The organism is Moorena sp. (assembly GCF_982860115.1).
Genome location: NZ_CEYLVT010000004.1, coordinates 47,019 through 63,946, shown reverse-complemented (window position 1 = coordinate 63,946; position 16,928 = coordinate 47,019). Strand labels below are relative to the sequence as shown.

12 protein-coding genes are annotated in these 16,928 nt (G+C 44.5%); 2 read left to right on the top strand and 10 right to left on the bottom strand.

Annotated features, from left to right (window positions below; all coding sequences use genetic code 11):
• Positions 1-78: 78 nt before the first annotated feature.
• The gene (locus AC4II3_RS01585; RefSeq protein ID WP_488006558.1) at positions 79-1,152 is read left to right on the top strand and encodes a sensor histidine kinase; all 1,074 of its coding nucleotides are present in this window, start codon (positions 79-81) and stop codon (positions 1,150-1,152) included.
• A gap of 9 nt (positions 1,153-1,161) precedes the next feature.
• Here AC4II3_RS01585 and AC4II3_RS01580 read toward each other — a convergent pair whose 3' ends face one another.
• From AC4II3_RS01580 to AC4II3_RS01550, 7 genes are all read right to left on the bottom strand, one after another.
• Complete coding sequence (locus AC4II3_RS01580; protein WP_488006560.1) at positions 1,162-3,774, bottom strand: M1 family aminopeptidase; 2,613 nt, start codon at positions 3,772-3,774, stop codon at positions 1,162-1,164.
• 242 nt (positions 3,775-4,016) lie between these two features.
• Positions 4,017-4,799 (bottom strand): MlaE family lipid ABC transporter permease subunit, encoded by a 783-nt coding sequence (locus tag AC4II3_RS01575; RefSeq protein ID WP_488006562.1) that lies wholly within the window; start codon positions 4,797-4,799, stop codon positions 4,017-4,019.
• Positions 4,800-4,806: 7 nt separating this feature from the next.
• Positions 4,807-7,869, bottom strand: a complete 3,063-nt coding sequence (locus tag AC4II3_RS01570; protein ID WP_488006564.1) for a methyl-accepting chemotaxis protein — start codon at positions 7,867-7,869, stop codon at positions 4,807-4,809.
• Positions 7,870-7,999: 130 nt separating this feature from the next.
• Positions 8,000-8,530, bottom strand: a complete 531-nt coding sequence (locus tag AC4II3_RS01565; protein ID WP_488006566.1) for a chemotaxis protein CheW — start codon at positions 8,528-8,530, stop codon at positions 8,000-8,002.
• Positions 8,531-8,551: 21 nt separating this feature from the next.
• Entirely contained in the window at positions 8,552-8,917 is a 366-nt protein-coding gene (locus AC4II3_RS01560; RefSeq protein ID WP_488006568.1) for a response regulator transcription factor, read from the bottom strand.
• A 168-nt stretch (positions 8,918-9,085) separates the two neighbouring features.
• Complete coding sequence (locus AC4II3_RS01555; protein WP_488006570.1) at positions 9,086-9,220, bottom strand: hypothetical protein; 135 nt, start codon at positions 9,218-9,220, stop codon at positions 9,086-9,088.
• Positions 9,217-10,425 (bottom strand): response regulator, encoded by a 1,209-nt coding sequence (locus tag AC4II3_RS01550; protein ID WP_488006572.1) that lies wholly within the window; start codon positions 10,423-10,425, stop codon positions 9,217-9,219. The genes AC4II3_RS01555 and AC4II3_RS01550 overlap by 4 nt, the downstream gene beginning before the upstream one ends.
• A 776-nt stretch (positions 10,426-11,201) precedes the next feature.
• On the opposite strand from AC4II3_RS01550, the gene hmpF reads away from it, so the two are divergent.
• Positions 11,202-12,965 carry a pilus motility taxis protein HmpF gene (gene hmpF / locus AC4II3_RS01545; RefSeq protein ID WP_488006574.1) on the top strand — a complete coding sequence of 588 codons (1,764 nt, stop codon included), beginning with the start codon at positions 11,202-11,204 and terminating at the stop codon, positions 12,963-12,965.
• A 17-nt stretch (positions 12,966-12,982) separates the two neighbouring features.
• Here the strand turns inward: hmpF and tilS are convergent, their stop codons facing one another.
• From tilS to ccsB, 3 genes are all read right to left on the bottom strand, one after another.
• Positions 12,983-13,996 carry a tRNA lysidine(34) synthetase TilS gene (gene tilS, locus AC4II3_RS01540; protein WP_488006576.1) on the bottom strand — a complete coding sequence of 338 codons (1,014 nt, stop codon included), beginning with the start codon at positions 13,994-13,996 and terminating at the stop codon, positions 12,983-12,985.
• 183 nt (positions 13,997-14,179) lie between these two features.
• A complete protein-coding gene (locus AC4II3_RS01535; RefSeq protein WP_488006578.1) occupies positions 14,180-15,325 on the bottom strand; it encodes a KGK domain-containing protein in 1,146 nt (381 codons plus the stop codon).
• Between the two features lie 394 nt (positions 15,326-15,719).
• Positions 15,720-16,802 (bottom strand): c-type cytochrome biogenesis protein CcsB, encoded by a 1,083-nt coding sequence (gene ccsB, locus AC4II3_RS01530; RefSeq protein ID WP_488006580.1) that lies wholly within the window; start codon positions 16,800-16,802, stop codon positions 15,720-15,722.
• Positions 16,803-16,928: the final 126 nt, after the last annotated feature.

Below are 16,928 nucleotides of genomic sequence, written 5' to 3'. Positions count from 1 at the left end.
ATTAGTAATAACCAAAATCAATCCCAGATATCTGTATTGAATATGGTGAACTATTCAAGCGCATAAAGGGTGTTATTGATGGATAGTCAAAACTCTATACTAGTAGTTGATGATGAACCCTGTGGGTTTGATGTCATTGAGGCTCTGCTATTCAAGGAAGGTTACAACTTGAGCTATGCCTCTTGTGGTCAAGAGGCATTGAACCGTCTAGAAGAAATTCAGCCGGACGTAATCTTATTGGACGTGATGATGCCAGAACTTGATGGTATAGAGGTTTGCCGTCGGATCAAGTCTCACCCAAAGTGGCACCATATCCCGATTATTATCGTAACGGCTCTCAATTCTAAGGAAGATCTTGCCCGATGCCTGGATGCAGGAGCTGATGATTTCCTAGGTAAACCTGTTAGTGGACTCGAACTGCGGTCTAGAGTGCGTTCGATGTTGCGGATTAAAAAACAACATGATGAGCTAGCTGCTACTCTACAGATGAGGGAAGATATGTCTCATATGATCGTGCATGATTTGAGACATCCTCTGGCTAACATTATCATATCTTGTGAGATTTTGCAGCAAACTGAACTCGAAAAAAAACAGCAAAGAAAGACTGAACAAATCTTGAAGTCAGCTCTCCAGCTGCGCTCAATGACGGATAACTTATTGATGATGGCGAAGTTACAATCGGGAAAACTTTCGCTTCATAGAGACTTGGTGGATTTCAATGCACTCGAACAAGAGGTAGTCTTAGATTTCCAAGCCATTGCTCACGAGAAAAACATTCAGCTAGTTAGCGAGCTACCAGAATCCAGTAAGACTCTTTTAATTGATGCTAATTTAATCCGCCGTGTCTTAGATAACTTGCTCTCAAATGCCATCAAATTTTCTCCTTCAGAAAGTAAAATTCTACTGCAAGTAGATTATCCAGTAGATCCCAAACCCCAAGCTAGAATTCGCATTGCTGATTCTGGGCCTGGGATTGAAGAAGAATTGCGAAAACGTATTTTTGATAAGTATGATGTGGGAAATTTAATGACTGGAATTTCTCAAACTGGTCTGGGATTAACGTTCTGTAAAATGGCAGTTGAAGCCCATGGTGGTAGAATATTTGTAGAAAATAATCAACCATCAGGGTCAGTGTTCACTGTAGAAATTTAATTATCCATCTTAATTAGATTTGGCTTCCAGGTTTTCCAGGCGGCTTTTGAGTTCCTGATTATCTTTTTTGAGTTTGTCAAGTTCGTCCCGTAGCTGTTTAATGGCTTTGTCAGAGCCAATGGTTTTCTGGACTTTCTGAATGGCTTCTTCTGCAATGCGACGAATTCGCCCATCAGGGGTATGCTCTAAAAGCGATCGCAAAATATCCATGGCTTTCGGGGTTTCCATTTTTCCTAGGGCCCGAACTATGGTCACTTGAGTCAAATAGAAGGTTTCGCGGGACATTTCTTCTAATTGCTCCAGGATCGACTCTATTTTATTGGGAGTCTGACCTTTAGAAATGTCTCCTAAAGATCGAATCGCTGCTAGACGAAGGGGTTGAGGTATACCAGGAGTGGTATATTCTAAAATTACGTCTAGGGCAATGGGTGAGGATTTAATTTGACTTAAGCCAGCAATGGCACCGCCACGTACTACTTCATTCCAACCACTCCGTTCTTGGAGTACTTTTTTCAGCAATTGGATTACTTCATCTTCTTTATCCTTAAGGCTTGCCGAAACCATTCCCCCAATTGATCTGGCTGCTAAGGCTTCTACGTAGTAGCTGGCATCCCCTTTTTCTAGTAATTGCTTGAGAGCATTGTAGCTTTCTGGAGTCTTCACGTCACCCAAGGCTTGGACAACGGCACGACGCACACGGGGATTTGGATCGGACAAGCCAGCAATTAAGGCGGCTTCGGCTTGATCTAGTTTTACCTTAGCTAATTGTTTGGCTACTTCTAAGCGAACACCCCAGAATGAATCACTCTTTAGGGCATCAGACAATGCTTTTACTGCGTCTAATCCTCCCTTTTTCGCCAAGGCTTTCCCTGCATAGATACGGGAGATGGGGTCTGGGTCAAATTTCAACTGGGCTTTGAGTTCGGCGATTGGGTATTCTAGGGAAACGGTTTTGAGGTAATTATTCCCGTGGTCGAAGCTAATCAAGTTAGGTTTTTTAGTCAGTGGGAAATAGAAACTTTGTTCCCGTTCATGAACCCTGACCGTAAATGTCTGTAGACAGGTTTCATTAGAGGTTTCCACAGGAGAATCGTCTTCGAGCTTGGTGTAACCAAAGGCAATCGGGATTTTGAGGTCAAATAGTTCACTATCGCTACCGGTGTTACTATCTTTTGCCTGAGTTTGGGTTACTGTAAGTTTTGCCAACTGGCTATCTCCATCCCAGGAATAGGCAACTTTGTATTCAGGATGACCGCCTCGGAAGACGTACTGGTCAAATAGGAATAACAGATTACGACCGGTAGCTTTTTCAATCGCCCTTAGCAGGTCAATGGTTTCTACGGTTTTGTGAGCATTATCTTGAACAAAGGTTTGGATTGCTTTCCAGAACAAGTCTTCCCCTAACTCTGCTCGAATCATATGATAGACACAAGCACCTTTTTCATAAAGGTGCCTATCGTAGAGTTCAATAGCTTCTCGATAGACATTGGTAACCATGGGGCGGCGGTAACGAGAACTATCTTCTGAGATATAACTGCGTGCTTCATTGAGTAGGTAGTAGGCAGCATCATCTTTACCATACTCATGTTCGGTCCAAAACACTTCTGTGTAGGATGCCATCCCTTCCTTAATCCAGGCATGGGACCAGTGTTTAATCACCACTAAGTCCCCAAACCACTGATGAGCAAGTTCGTGAACCACCAGGCTTTCAGTCCGTTGGTTATCGATAGCTGCTCGTTCATCGACCAAGCAACGGTCTGTTAACAGAGTGGTGGAGGTGTTTTCCATACCACCAAAGATGAAGTCATCTACACAGACTTGGGCGTATTTCGGATAGGGGTAGGGATAGCCAAAGGTTTCACTCAAGAACTCCATCATTCCAGGGGTTTTGCCCATGCTGCGGCGAGCATCCTCTTCTCGCCCCTTCTCCACGTAGTAGTTGACTGGTTTGCCCTGCCATTCATCCTGAATTTCCGCAAAGTCCCCTACTGCTAGAGTCATCAGGTAAGTGGGATGAACTTCCTGTTGCCGCCAGTGGTATATGGTTTCATCCCCGTCTTCTTCTGTAGCAATTAGTTCCCCGTTGGAGATAGCTATCAGGGGTTTTGGGACTCTAACCCGGATTTCGGAGGTAGCAAGTTGACCAGGATAATCGAAACAAGGGAACCAGTAGCGAGAGTCTTCATCTTCTCCTTGGGTCCAAACTTGGGTGGGTTTGTTGGGGTAGTGTTGGTTTGGATGAATGAAGTAAATACCCCGCTGGGGGTTGTCTACACTGTATGCGATCGCAATCTTAATCGCTTTTCCAACAAAAGCGGGGTTAAGTAGCTCGATTGTTAGTTGTTCCCCGTCATACTCAAAGGGTTGGGGGATTTGGTCAACCTGCACTGAAGCGATAGTCAAGTTGACCGCATCAAGTACTAGCTGTTTAATGGCATTGCGTATTGGGTTGAGAGTTATGGTGCTGGTACCGCTAACCCTTTCGAGGGGGATATCCAGAGTTAAATCCAGGAAAATATGCTCCACTTGTCCTGGGCGGTCAGGATTGTATTGGGGCTTAGCACCGGGTAATTCAAAGGATTTGTGAGTTTTGCTTTCGGTATCAAAATACGACTGGGACATTAGTGAAGTTGTAGAACTGAACAGTGTGGACAATAGAGTTAAGTGGAGCTATGGGAAGTTTCCGAAAGGAAATGGAATAGCCCTTCCTGTAGCGGTCGATTGATCTATTTTAAGTTAACTCATCACTGTCAGGTTTTAGGGAATTTTGAACAGCTACAGACCTTGAGGGAAGATTACTTGTTTGTGACTGTCTGTTAAGGGATTGCTTTTCGGCAATTAACAATTAACGATTAACAAGCTATTCAGCTGATTACCGCACTACCCATCCCTTGGAACATCAACCATGATAAGAAAAAGTTGCTAATAAAAATTGCTAGCAAAGCAGTAACCACAGCAGTGGTGGTAGATTGACCCACACCTTTAGCCCCTCCGGTGGTGGTTAACCCCCAGCTACAACCAATGACAGCAATCAACAGCCCAAACACTACAGATTTAATAGCAGCAGAGAACAAGTCCCAAATTCCTAAGAAGTTACGAGCCGAATCAAGAAACACAGACTGGGGAATACCATAAAGATTTTGAGCCAGCAGCACTCCTCCTACCATACCAGTAACAATGGCGAGAATGGTCAACACTGGCAGCATCAGACAACAAGCAATAACCCGAGGAATCACTAGGTAATCAATCGGGTCAGTCTTGAGCATATACAAAGCATCAATTTGCTCTGAAACGCGCATTGTACCAATTTCAGCCGCAAATGCCGAACCAACTCGTCCTGCTAAAACCACAGCAGTCAACACCGGAGCCAATTCCCTAGCCAAAGCTAGAGCCAAGACTCCCCCAATGGCATTGGTGGCACCAAAATTAATGAACTCTCGTGTTACCTGAATGGTAAACACCATACCGATTACAGTAGCAGTGAGCAGAGCAATTATCAGAGACTCTGGTCCAACGGTTACCATTTGCTCGATAGTATTGCGGCGGTGAATCTTCCCAGTCAGTAGATGAAGTATCACTTGCCCAGCTAAGAAAATCGCCGCCAGTAAACGCTGACTCCATAACCCGAGGCTGGAAGTTTTAGCCATTAATCAATCATTTCCCATCATTCGCTTCCACACGGAAACGCTCAACAAATGTCCGCAACTCTCCCGCCACACCGACCAGGTTTTGCAAGGCTCCAGAAACCCTTTGGGCTTCTTGGGAGGTTTCTTGAGCGGTTAACTCAACGGATTGCATCACTTGGGCAACAGCACGGGATGTTTCAGTTTGCTCGATAGTATCCGCAGTGATTGCACGTACTAAAGCATCGATCCGGTTTGCCACTTGCACAATATCTTCAAGCGATCGTTTGGCTTGTTCTGCTCGTTTAGTACCTTCAATCACCTGTTGGGTGCCTTCTTCCATAGCTGTCATCACTGAACCAGTTTCACTCTGGATTTGCAACACAATATGTTCAATATCCTTGAGTGCCTTGGCTGACTTATCAGCGAGCTGTCGTACCTCATCCGCAACAACAGCAAAGCCTCGACCAGCTTCTCCAGCTCTTGCCGCCTCAATACTAGCATTGAGTGCTAACAAATTTGTTCGGGAGGCAATGGTAGAAATCGATGTAACAATTTTAGAAATTTCCTGGGAGGATTCTGCCAAACGCTTGACTTTACGAGTCGTTTCTGCTACTGTTTCACGAATTTGCAAAATTCCGGCCACAGTGCGCTCCACAGCCTCACCACCTTTGAGAGCGGTAGCCGAGGCTGAGCGAGCAACTTCCTCAGCTTCTCGTGCACTCTCTGCCACCCGCTGAATAGCATCGGTCATCACCTGTACAGAGTTCAGGGTAACCGCCAGTTCCTCAGCTTGCCGTAAAGCATCAGAAGACAAGCTACGGGCAAAGGACTCACTATCGGTGGAACATTTAGTCACCTGACGGACTGCCTGCTTGACTTGTTGTACAATTTCCCGTAGGTTTTGAATGGTAAGGTTGAAGGAATCAGCAACTGCCCCCAAAACATCAGCAGTGACCTCTGCTTGTACCGTTAAATCCCCCCGTGCGGCCCCTTCCACATCATCAAGCAATCGAATTACTTGGCGTTGGAGGTCTTCTTTTGCCTGTTCTTGCTCTTCTGCCTTTCGTTGTGCTTCAGTCATCGTTGTCAAGATGACTCTGGCCATTTGGTTGAAACTATGGGCTAACTGACCCAATTCGTCCTGGGAATAAATCGTAGCATGGGCATTGAGATTACCCTGAGAGACTCCTTCAAACTGGGTTTTCAGGTTTTCGGTACTACGTCTAATCTGCCTAGCTGTAATATTCCCGACAGCCAAAGTCGTAGCAAAACTGGCAACACCAGCGGCTAGGGTCATCATAATACCAGTATTTCGCACATGATTTTTGAAGGATGGCTGATCTCGAACCATGTATTGTGCTCCAGCACCCACCGCTGCTACCACCACCATTGAGACCGCGCCAGTAATCAAGGCAGTCATCCAATTCTTCTGGTTGACAGGAGCGTTTTCTATGGGAGCTAGTGGACCTTGGTCAATACTAACAACCAGCTCTTTGTCAATGTCTTTAGTAGGATTATAAATAGGGATTGGCTCGGTGGCACTACTAAGGCTAAATAGCTCCTCATTCCCAGTGGCTGACGGATAATCATGATTGGCTACAGCACTAACACCACTGGTATTCATATCCATTGATCCAGTACTTCCCAGTGTTGAGCCAGTACTACTTAAGACATCAAAATCACTATTGTCATCACTCTCATTGGACAGTGGTTGCTGATCATCAACAGAGAAATCAGGGATTGAATCTAAATCATCATCAAATAGGTCAAACTCATCTAAAAAGCCCTCTTTTACCCCTTGATGTGCTTCAATGCCTGACAAGATTTCTTCTTCTGATTCCGTTACATCATCCATTGTCCAAGAATCATCATCAAAGGATTCCAAATTAATTTGGTCTGGGCTTGTAGAGTTGAACCCATTTTTTTCGTAAGCTGAGTCCAAAAGTTGCTCATCCGAGTCATAGTTTTCCGATAAATAGGGTTCAGTAGAGTCAGCCGCCTCATCATTGAGATATTCTAAGTCCTCTTGATTGTCAGCATAGGCTTGAGTATCCCCAGAAGTTGGTTGCTCAGTTTCCAAAGACTGCTCGGTGCTCGAAGAATTTTCATGGGGTTTCGGGGTAAGCTCAGAACTTGGACTCGGGTAAAAATTCCCCTCAAGCTCTGCTGAATTCATTAACAGGGTTGCGGCTTCAACAAAGGAATTCTTTGAGTGCTCCTCGAGATCGCTAAACTCGTAATCTGCCAGAGACTCTAATTCTTCTTCAGCCAGGACGTTAAACTCAACTGTGCTAGATTCACTAGTTAACTGTTCTGAACCATAAGAGAGATCTTCGTCTAAATTCACCTCAGGAGACACCATAAATGTTTGTAGACCCTCCTCTTGAGAGAGTTCAGGAAAGTGTCCTTCTGTGCCATTGTAAGAAGTCTGACTACTGACAGCGTTAACATCGAGTTCTAAATCCTCAGAGGCAATTTCCCAACTCTCTAAATCATCACTGTCTTCTTCTAGGTCACTGACCATACTAAAGGGGTCTAGATTAGAAGCCGACTGTAACTCTATGCTTGCTTCATCACTCGTGGAATCTTGAAAAGAATCGTTAAAGGGTGAGGTGGATTCTGAAGCAAAATCATCAACCCCTGTGTTTTCAAAACTTAAGCTTTCCGGGTCAAATTCACTGATATCATTAAAATCAGCGAAGTCTTGCCAATTTCCTTCTGTGGGTTCTGCACTCAACTCCTCAGTCTCATCTAGTTTTAGCTGTGATGTATTGACATCATCATCAGGTGATAACCCAGCAGCATCATGACCATTTGTGGATCGCTGGGCATACTCTAGACCGTTGTTGGCATAATTAACAAAATCCGGTTCAGAGGTCAGATTGAGTACTGATTCATACTGTTGGCGAGCCACATCGTACTGCTGTAGACCATAGCAGTAAATATGACCCCGCAGTAGCAGCGCACTGGGTTCATTAGGGAAATCCTCAATCAAACGATCAACAATTGTTGCCGCTTCTTGGTATTTTCCCTGCATATAGGCTTTTTCGGCTTCCCCATACTGCTGGGGGTAATTTATACTGGATGCCATTTACCTCCTCCCGAAGCATTAAAAATTAATATTTAATAATAATTAATCCAACTAATTTTTAATGTTCAATTTTTAATAATTAGTTTTAGGCTGCCCACCTTGCTGAATGTTCAATTTTTAATAATTAGTTTTAGGCTGCCCACCTTGCTGAACGTATAATCGCCACATGATCAAGTAGTCGCAGAACCTGATTAGACTCAATATCTAGCAACCACTCACCGCGTAAGAAAGGAGCCATACTATCGGCAACATTGGTAGGCATATGTAACTTTTCCACATCCAGCCAGTCTGTACAGACAATTTTTTGAACTGCCAACCCCAGCATAGTGTCTTGATCTTCAATAGCAATAACGGGGATTTCCATACGGTCTGTATTTAAAACCGTTTTATCCCCCAGAAACTGACCCAGATCTGAGACCCAAATTACCCGTCCACGTCGATTGAACGTCCCCAACAATAAAGAGGAAGCATTAGGAATAGGAGTAATTTGTTCAGGGGAGGGGTCAATTACCTCTTTGATACCAGTAGCGGGCAGAGCAAATTCATCACCAGATGGCAGATAAAACCGCAGGTATAGTTCGCCTTCAGGACTTTCCAATTCCTGCAATTCTGGGGCTTGTTCAAGAGCCGAGTCAGTTACAAAGTCCGGATTAGCAACCATTACCGTCAAATACCAATATATTTATCTTCTGAGTAGCTGTCTAACTGTTCCTATCAACTCCGTTGGCTGAAAAGGCTTCGCAATGTATGCATCTGCACCTTGCCTCATGCCCCAATAGCGGTCAAATTCTTCACCTTTTGAAGAACACATCACCACTGGCACATTCTGAGTTTTGGGGTCAGCCTTAAGACGCCGACAGACCTCATAGCCATTCATGCGTGGCATCACTATATCCAAGACAACTACATCTGGACAAGACTTTAAAATATGTTCTAAAGCCTCAACACCATCACTGGCAACATCCACCTTCAAACCACTACCTTTGAGGAGGTCTGAGATCATCTGCCGTTGAGCAAGGCTGTCTTCTACAACTAAAACTTTACTCATAACTCCTAGCTCGACCCTCGGGAAAGGTCGTGAAATTAAACCATAGCCCGATTTGGGTCTATAAACTGAATCATGATTACAGTATCGCTCATCTATTGGTGGTGATACCAAGAAAGACTAGATTTTTCTTGAATTTTTGGACGCTCCTAGCTTGACCAGTGGGTTTAATTAGGATAGAGTCGGTTTATTAACTGATGGGTTAGACGCCTGTATTAATAACTCAAAGGCTGACACAGCAATAGTCTCCCCTTGATCTAATTCTTTGGTCAGGGCATTACTATCTTGGCATTGTTCGTTGGTCACCTCGACCAAATGTATTTCTCCAAAAGCATCAATAACTCATGATCTCCGAAGGGCTTGGTTAAGTAGTCAGTTGCGCCTACCATCCGGGCTCTGACGCGATCGATAAAGCCATCTTTGCCTGTGAGCATGATGATGGGGGTTTGCCGAAATGCTCTGGATTGGCGTAACATGCCACAAAGCTCATAACCATCTAGGTCAGGCATTACTAGGTCACAGAGGATGAGATCCGGTTGGAGTTGAAAAACCTGACTCAGAGCCTTTAGGGGCTTCTGAATTGCTGTAACTTTATAACCTTTGGCTTCTAGGGTATATTCCACAGCTTTTCCAACTGCGAGATCATCATCAACACAGACAACAGATCGTGTAAGTTTCTTCAACTCCCATTGATCGTCAATAGCTGGCGTATCTGCTTCTTTGGGGGTCACCATTTGGATTGACCCCTGTTGTACATAGGGATAAATAGCCCGGGCTACGGTGATCAGGTCGCGATGGAGATAACGGGACAACTGGCGTAGAGAAGTTTTGCCATCTACCCAACTGCTTATGAGTCTAAAAGATTTTTCGGGCAGTGTAGCTTGTAACTGGTCATGGGCAGTAATCATTGGACACTGATGGGGAGATTGAATATGAGGGCACAATTGCTTCCACTCCTGCACCTGCTTCATAATCTCTCTGAGCAATGGTCCTATTTCTAAGGTAGTAAGTTGCGGTGCTAATGCCGGACCAATTTCAAATACAAAATAGCCATGGTGAAGGCTCAGCAAATCAAAAAGGGTTTCATGAACCATGCTTTGAATAATGCTTCGCCCTTGGTTTGGCGTGATAACATGATTTTCTAACAAAGCCCAAAGGTAACCATACTCTAGAGCATTGGTAGCCGCAATGGATAGACTTTCCAATTCCTCGAGAGCATCATTGGCTTTATAGCGGCGCAGATAATCATGCAGGCGCGACAAGCTCCCATCGCTGTCGGCAGCATAGGCAATCTGCCCATTGAAGAAGAAGACAAACCAATAAGGACGCGGACTTGGTAGTTTTGGCTGCTGGTAAAGTCTACCTGAGGTAAAACGATTGCTGCCACTATTGCTAGCCTTGCTACTAGGGTGAGGGCTATATGCCTCGACTAAGAGTTCCCCGGTTCGCTGACCTAGCTCGATCAGTTGCAGGATGCTACGGATATCAATTTCACTCAAAGTTCCCTGCATTTAAAGACAATGTGCTCCTAACAACCTGTTGATGTATCTGAGATTATGACCTGTCATTGAGTTAAAGGATGCCCATAAACTGGTACTGATCTATCTTTGCTCAAGAAATGGCTTAACTGTACAATGAAAATATCCCCAAAAATTGGGTGAGGCTAGGAGAGTTGGTAAGGAATCACTTCTGTAAGCCAACTGGTGGAAGCTTAGCATGACTGCAGACAGCTAACCAAAGCGCGAAGTAACTGATTAGCGGTAAGACTGGGATTTTGACGGTTAGTGGAAAATTAAGCTAAGATGTCCAAGGTTCTAGGTTAGGACTTTAAACACCATTGGATAACATATAAGCATATAAATTCAGTATATTTATTTGAATAGGGATTAGGCACAAGGGACGAAAGTGATGGGGTAAGATGTTATGTTAAATCTAGAAAATTCGACCCTCTGGGTGGATAAAATCTATGGTTGGGGAAACTAGACGGGTTGGGGAAACTAGACCCCCTCTGTGGGAAGATTCCTAAGACTATCCTCATCAATCTATTTCTATTCTGCTCACTTTTATCGACTGGCAGATCAAGTCGGGGAAATACCTTAAAATATCTTAAATGTCTAAATATACTGACTGCCGTCATCCTTTAAAGGACTTATAGCCAAAAGGATTAAACCTAGGTCGGTTGACCAATAATCTCCGAAAATTACCACCCTGCAACCCCAAAGGGGTTAAGCGTTCAAATGTGTTAATCAAGAATTGGGCACAATATAATTAAAAGAGGACGATCAGTGTGCTGTATCTCGCAGAGGTAAGAAAGCAGAAAACTGGGTTTATGGGTAGAGCTCAGGCCGAACTGAAACTGCTGGCTTTTCAGCGGACTGACCAGAGTTGGAATAAGGTGTCTGGGGAGGAAGTGCTTCCGACAGAACAAGCCAATAACTTTGGTGATGGTGCGTTGGTGATTGTTAACCTGAGTGGGAATCGACAAATACAGGGGACAATCGAGGCAGCGGGGGGAAGGTTAGTCAATCTATTGCAAAATTTTTCTCGCTTGCTAGAAAAGTCAAAAAACCAGGAAGAAGAAATTGAGCAGTGGAAGCAATCTTTGACCTATCAAAGTCAAGAACTCAACCGTCGCGAGATGGAAATGGAAGCACGGCTTGAGCAGATGCAAACGATGGAGGAGGATTTTTCTAGAATAGAGCAACAACGCCAAGAACTGGAAAGTACTCAGGCAGAAACTGCTAAACTCAGCCAAGAATTGGAGCGTAAAAGTAAGGAACTTGAAGGTGCTTGGGAACAACTCCGGGGACAGCAGTTACGCTTAGAAGAGCAAGTTTCAGAGGGTCAATACTCTGCTGGTTTAGATGCTCAGCAGGCTGGTGTGATTCAGCAATTACTCAATCGCTTATCAGGAGGAGCAGAATCAACACAATCTGTCTGGGAACCACTGAATCAAGCCTTGGAAGTAGTGAAGGATCAGCATTCGGTGTTGGATACTCACTGGCAACAGTTAAATGAACAGCGTCTATTAGCTCAAAAATTGGACGCAGATGTTAAGGGTCAAGGGCAGGAAGTCCAACATCAAACCCAACAGTTACAACAATTACAAGCATCCTGTGAACAGGCAAACCGGGAAAGGCAACTGCAGCAAACTAATCTAGAGATCAAGCTCGAATCAGCTAGGATGGTGAGTCTGCAACTCCAAACTCAGGAAGAATTATACCAACAACTGGCTCGAATGGCAGCAACATCAGGGGATGTCAAGCTTAGCCAAATGCTGGATATTGCAGCACTAGAAAAAATGCCCTTGGGTGAGTTACAGGATATAGTTCAGAATTTGCAGCAGGATTTGGAAAAAGTTGTACGCTTCGTCAATGACCAAGAAGAAGAACTAACACTCCAACACCAAGGGATTGAAGAACTACAAGAACAGATTAGGGTCGCTAGTGAGTACGATCGTATTAGTCTAGAAACCCAGTTAGCAGATGAGCAAGACCGTTACCAGATGCTGGATAGAACCTTGGTGGGTCAACGCCGGACTCTATGGGAACGAGAAGAAATTCTAAATCAGCATCTACGAGTGTTGCGACTGCGGCAAGGAATTGTGGATAGTAATGGTCAACAAAACCAGAAAATTGACTTAGGACCAATTTTGATCGAACTAGAAGCACAGTGCAAACAACAGTCAGATCAAGTGCAACAACTAGAACGAGAAATTGAACAGATGCGCCTTAGGGTTAGCCAAGCTGAAGAATTGATGAATCAACAAACCGAAGAAAAGGATGCTAAGCTGGCTCAGGTAAAAAATTTGGAGGAAAGTTGGCTCTCCAATCAGGTTAAGGTAGCTCAACTTTGGGGCAAAGTTCATCTCTATGAAGAAACCCTACAGCCATTGCAAGATGGTCTCAATAAAATTCGACAGAACCTCGAAGCGATCGCAAATGCTCTCAATCACATCCAGAAAACAGGTGATTCTCAACAACAAGCGATCGCTCAAATATCCCAAATCATCAGTAGCTTAAGCCAATCTCCAGAGTTGGCAGCTTCTTAGGTTTAAGGTTTAATGTTTCATACTTGATACTTCAGTATAATCCATTCCTCTTCTACCAAGGCTGTTACTCCACCAGGAAAGGATGACGTTCGAGAACGGTTGGGAGCAGCAATTAAACCAGTCACCGCTTCGATTTGTTCAAAGTTGAGACCTTTGATTTGGTTTTCCTGAAGGAACTTCCGAATCACACGACGTTGCAGAGCTAGGGGAGCTTGCTGTAATACCAGACGATTCAATCGTGGAGGGCTATTGCTACCAGGATCTTCCTCGACCGTAGGTGCTGCCATGGCTTGCTTTTGGATTTGCTCAGCAGTGTTTTCGAGATATTCCACGTCTGCTCGCAAGATTTCAGCAATTTGGGACAAGGCTGTCTCAACTTGTGGGTTGAAATGGGTTTTTATATAGGGTATAAGCTCTTGGCGGATGCGGTTACGGGCATAGTTAAGGTCTTGATTGTAAGCATCTACCCAAATGGACAGTTGCTGCTGCTCGCAAAACTGGAGAGTTTCGCTACGGGATGTGTCAAGTAGGGGACGCACCAGACTTACTCCAGGAGCGAGATGTCGTTCCCAGGTCAGAGCTTGCAAGCCATCAGTCCCTGAACCTCTGATCAGGTTATAGAGGACTGTTTCAGCGCGATCACTTTTTGTGTGACCTGTGACAACAGTGGGATAACCTTGAGTTTGGGCAATGTCAATCAGCGCTTGATAACGCCACTGCCGCGCTGCTGATTCGCTCTTTTTCACTTCAGGGGCGCTTCGTAGATGAAATGGAAGCCCCCAACTCTGAGCAATTTGCTGTACATGAAGGGAAATTCCCTCATCATAGGGCCAACGGTGGTCACAGTGGGCGATTCCTAGCTGCCATTTCCACTTGGGCTGTAAATCTAGCAGTAGTTTGCTTAGGCAAAGGGAATCTTGCCCACCGGATACGGCTACTAAAACCTGCTGATTCTTTGGTAGTAGCTTCTTTTGCCGCAGGGTTCTATGTAGCCGTGCATGAAGAGGTGTCCAACTCGGTATCTCAGACATTAGAGTTGCTATGAATAGTTATCCAAAACTTTGACATTTTGAATTTTGTAGGTCATGGATACCCTAGAATCCTATAAATTCTAAACGCTCAAGGTTCTTAAAAGCCTTGAAATCGGCCTGTTCACTACGATGCTCCCATGTCAACATTTACCACAACATTTACCAATAGACTATTATTTACCCTTATTTAAGTTCATTCATTTCCTGCCAGACATCATCCATTAGGGAATTATCATCACCGTTTTCTGATTCCTCATCAAAGGAAATATCGTCCAGTTTAAACATGTCTTCATCACTATCATCAGACATATCACCCAGATCAAAATCATTACTACTGTCTGTTGATACTGCTGACAAATCCAGCAAATCTTCTTCCTCTGCTGTCGGTGATTCTACGAACTCTATATCTTCCTCACTATTGGAAAAGTCTCCTAAATCAAACTCATCTTCAGTACTGGTTGGGGTTTGTTCAAAACCAATATCTTCCTCAGTATCGGAAAAGTCTCCTAAATCAAACTCATCTTCAGTATTGGTTGTGGTTTGTTCAAAACCAATATCTTCCTCACTTTCCGACTCAGTATCGGAAAAGTCTCCTAAATCAAACTCATCTTCAGTACTGGTTGGGGTTTGTTCAAAACCAATATCTTCCTCACTTTCCGAATCACTATCGGAAAAGTCTCCTAAATCAAACTCATCTTCACTACTAGTTGGGGTTTCTTCGATAGAAATATCTTCCTCGCTATCGGAAAAGTCTCCTAAATCAAACTCATCTTCACTACTAGTTGGGGTTTGTTCGATAGCAATGTCTTCATCTGCATCAAGTGTTGGTTGAAGTGTCATCTCATCAGAGATAGCAGTTGAGGCATCTTCCTCCAGTTCTTCAGCTAGTGATATTTCAGGATCACTTACAGCAACTGCGGCTGCTCCAACTCCAAGCTCCAATCCAGAATCATTACTAGTTTCTGGCTCTGTGAAGTCTAGCTTTTCTGCTACCTGGGTTGATGTGCTTTGTAATGTTTCACCACCAATAGCTGATATACTATCAACTTTATTCTCAGCCTCGACAAGGCAAAATTCTAGATTAAGTCTTACCTTGCCTTGCTGCCAGTTATTTGCAGAAAATTGCAACACTTCACAGGGAATACCCGATTCGCTAAACCAACTTTCCTGTTCTGCACTCCATTCATCCCCTAAAACTTCTACCAATTTCTTTTTGATAGCAACTAAGAATTCACCGACCCTAAAGGTACGGTTTCCAATAAAGATTTGAGCAGATTCATCTACTGATAGTACTTCACCAACCGCGAGTGGCTTGAACTGATTATCCACAACTATTTTCCCCGATCAAACTTTTCGATAAGCTTCCATGCCTAGAGGGCAGGAGTTTCATTATCTTGATGCAAAGCGCGAGTGGGGGTTTCCAAGGGGCTTACAGCGATGCAGCGCGGTCTTGGGGGTTTCCCCCATGAGCGACTGCATCAAGACAGGTGCGGAAGCAAGTTCCGCACACAGCCCCTCCCCAAGACCGTAATGGTGCGTTTGACCCGTAATTAAATTCGCCACAGGTCGCACCTCTGCATCGCTTCCCAACCATAGACCCAACTATTCCCTTGAGTCAAAGGTAGTTTTCCTAGGGTTAATTCTCCGATGCCTCTAGGCATTAAAGCAGGTTTTCAGTAGAAGCAATTTAGGGCATGCACTCAATCACGGAAATATAGAGTTCTTAGAAGAACCAGCCGTAGGAATGTAAGCCTTTACCCAATAGATTGACTCCTAGATAGCAAACCCAGACAACTAGAAGTCCTGTCCCTGCCAAAATTGCTGGTCGGCGTCCTTGCCAGCCACGGGTAATGCGGGCATGGAGATAGGCAGCAAACACTAGCCAGGTAATTAATGCCCAGGTTTCTTTTGGGTCCCAACTCCAGTATGAACCCCAAGCCTCATTTGCCCAAACGGCACCGGCAATAATCCCAATGGTGAGCAGAGGAAACCCCAGCCCAATAATACGATAGCTGATATTATCGAGAGTGTCGGCAATATTAAGCCTCTGGGGTGAGAGGGTGGGTGCTGTGGATACTGATGCTACGGGTGAGTCGGGGGTAGTTACTAAATCCAGCACTGCTGTAGTACTAGCTGCATTACTCTGTCCCAGTTCAGCTAAAGGAGATGAGGTATCAGAGGTAACTAGAGGCTGAGAAATTGGTTCATTACCGTTGCGCTGTATTTTAAAATTGGAATTTCCTGGTAAGTTAGTCTTGCTGCGATAGCCACCAGTGCCGACAGAACTTCCTCGCAGTTCCACGTTCTGACCACGGGTAATTACTAAAAATGCGATCGCTACCACGGAACCGACCATCAGGGTGGCGTAACTGAGCATCATGATGCTAACATGCATCATTAACCAATTGGATTTCAGAGCAGGTACCAATGGAGCACTTTCCTGCATATCTGGTGGTAGGGATAGAGCCGCAAACGCGGTAATTCCCATGGCAACTGGTGCAGTAGCCACCCCTACCAATCGGCTGCGACTCATGTTTTCAGCAATTAGGTGAACTGTGGTAATTCCCCAGGTCAGGAAAAACAGGGATTCATAAAGATTACTGATCGGGAAGTAGCCCGCCTCTAGCCATCTTGCTCCGAGTAGGGTAGCAGTGCAAAGGTTGGCGGTTGCCATCCCTGATGTTCCTAAGGGTGACAAATAAGGAATTTTAGGAAAAGCGGCTCCTACCCAGTAAATTAACATCGTCACAAACAGGACGAAAAAGGCAATATTATCTAATTTGTTCTGGAGTGTAACCAGATCCATAAAGCGTTCTCTCTTAAGTCTTGTATAAAGCTTATATTATTGCAGCATTACTACTATCCTATCCGTTCGATGTGCCCCTTTTGATAGAGTGCTAGTGGGTTAGTGTGTGAGTTCGTCCTTAGGGGA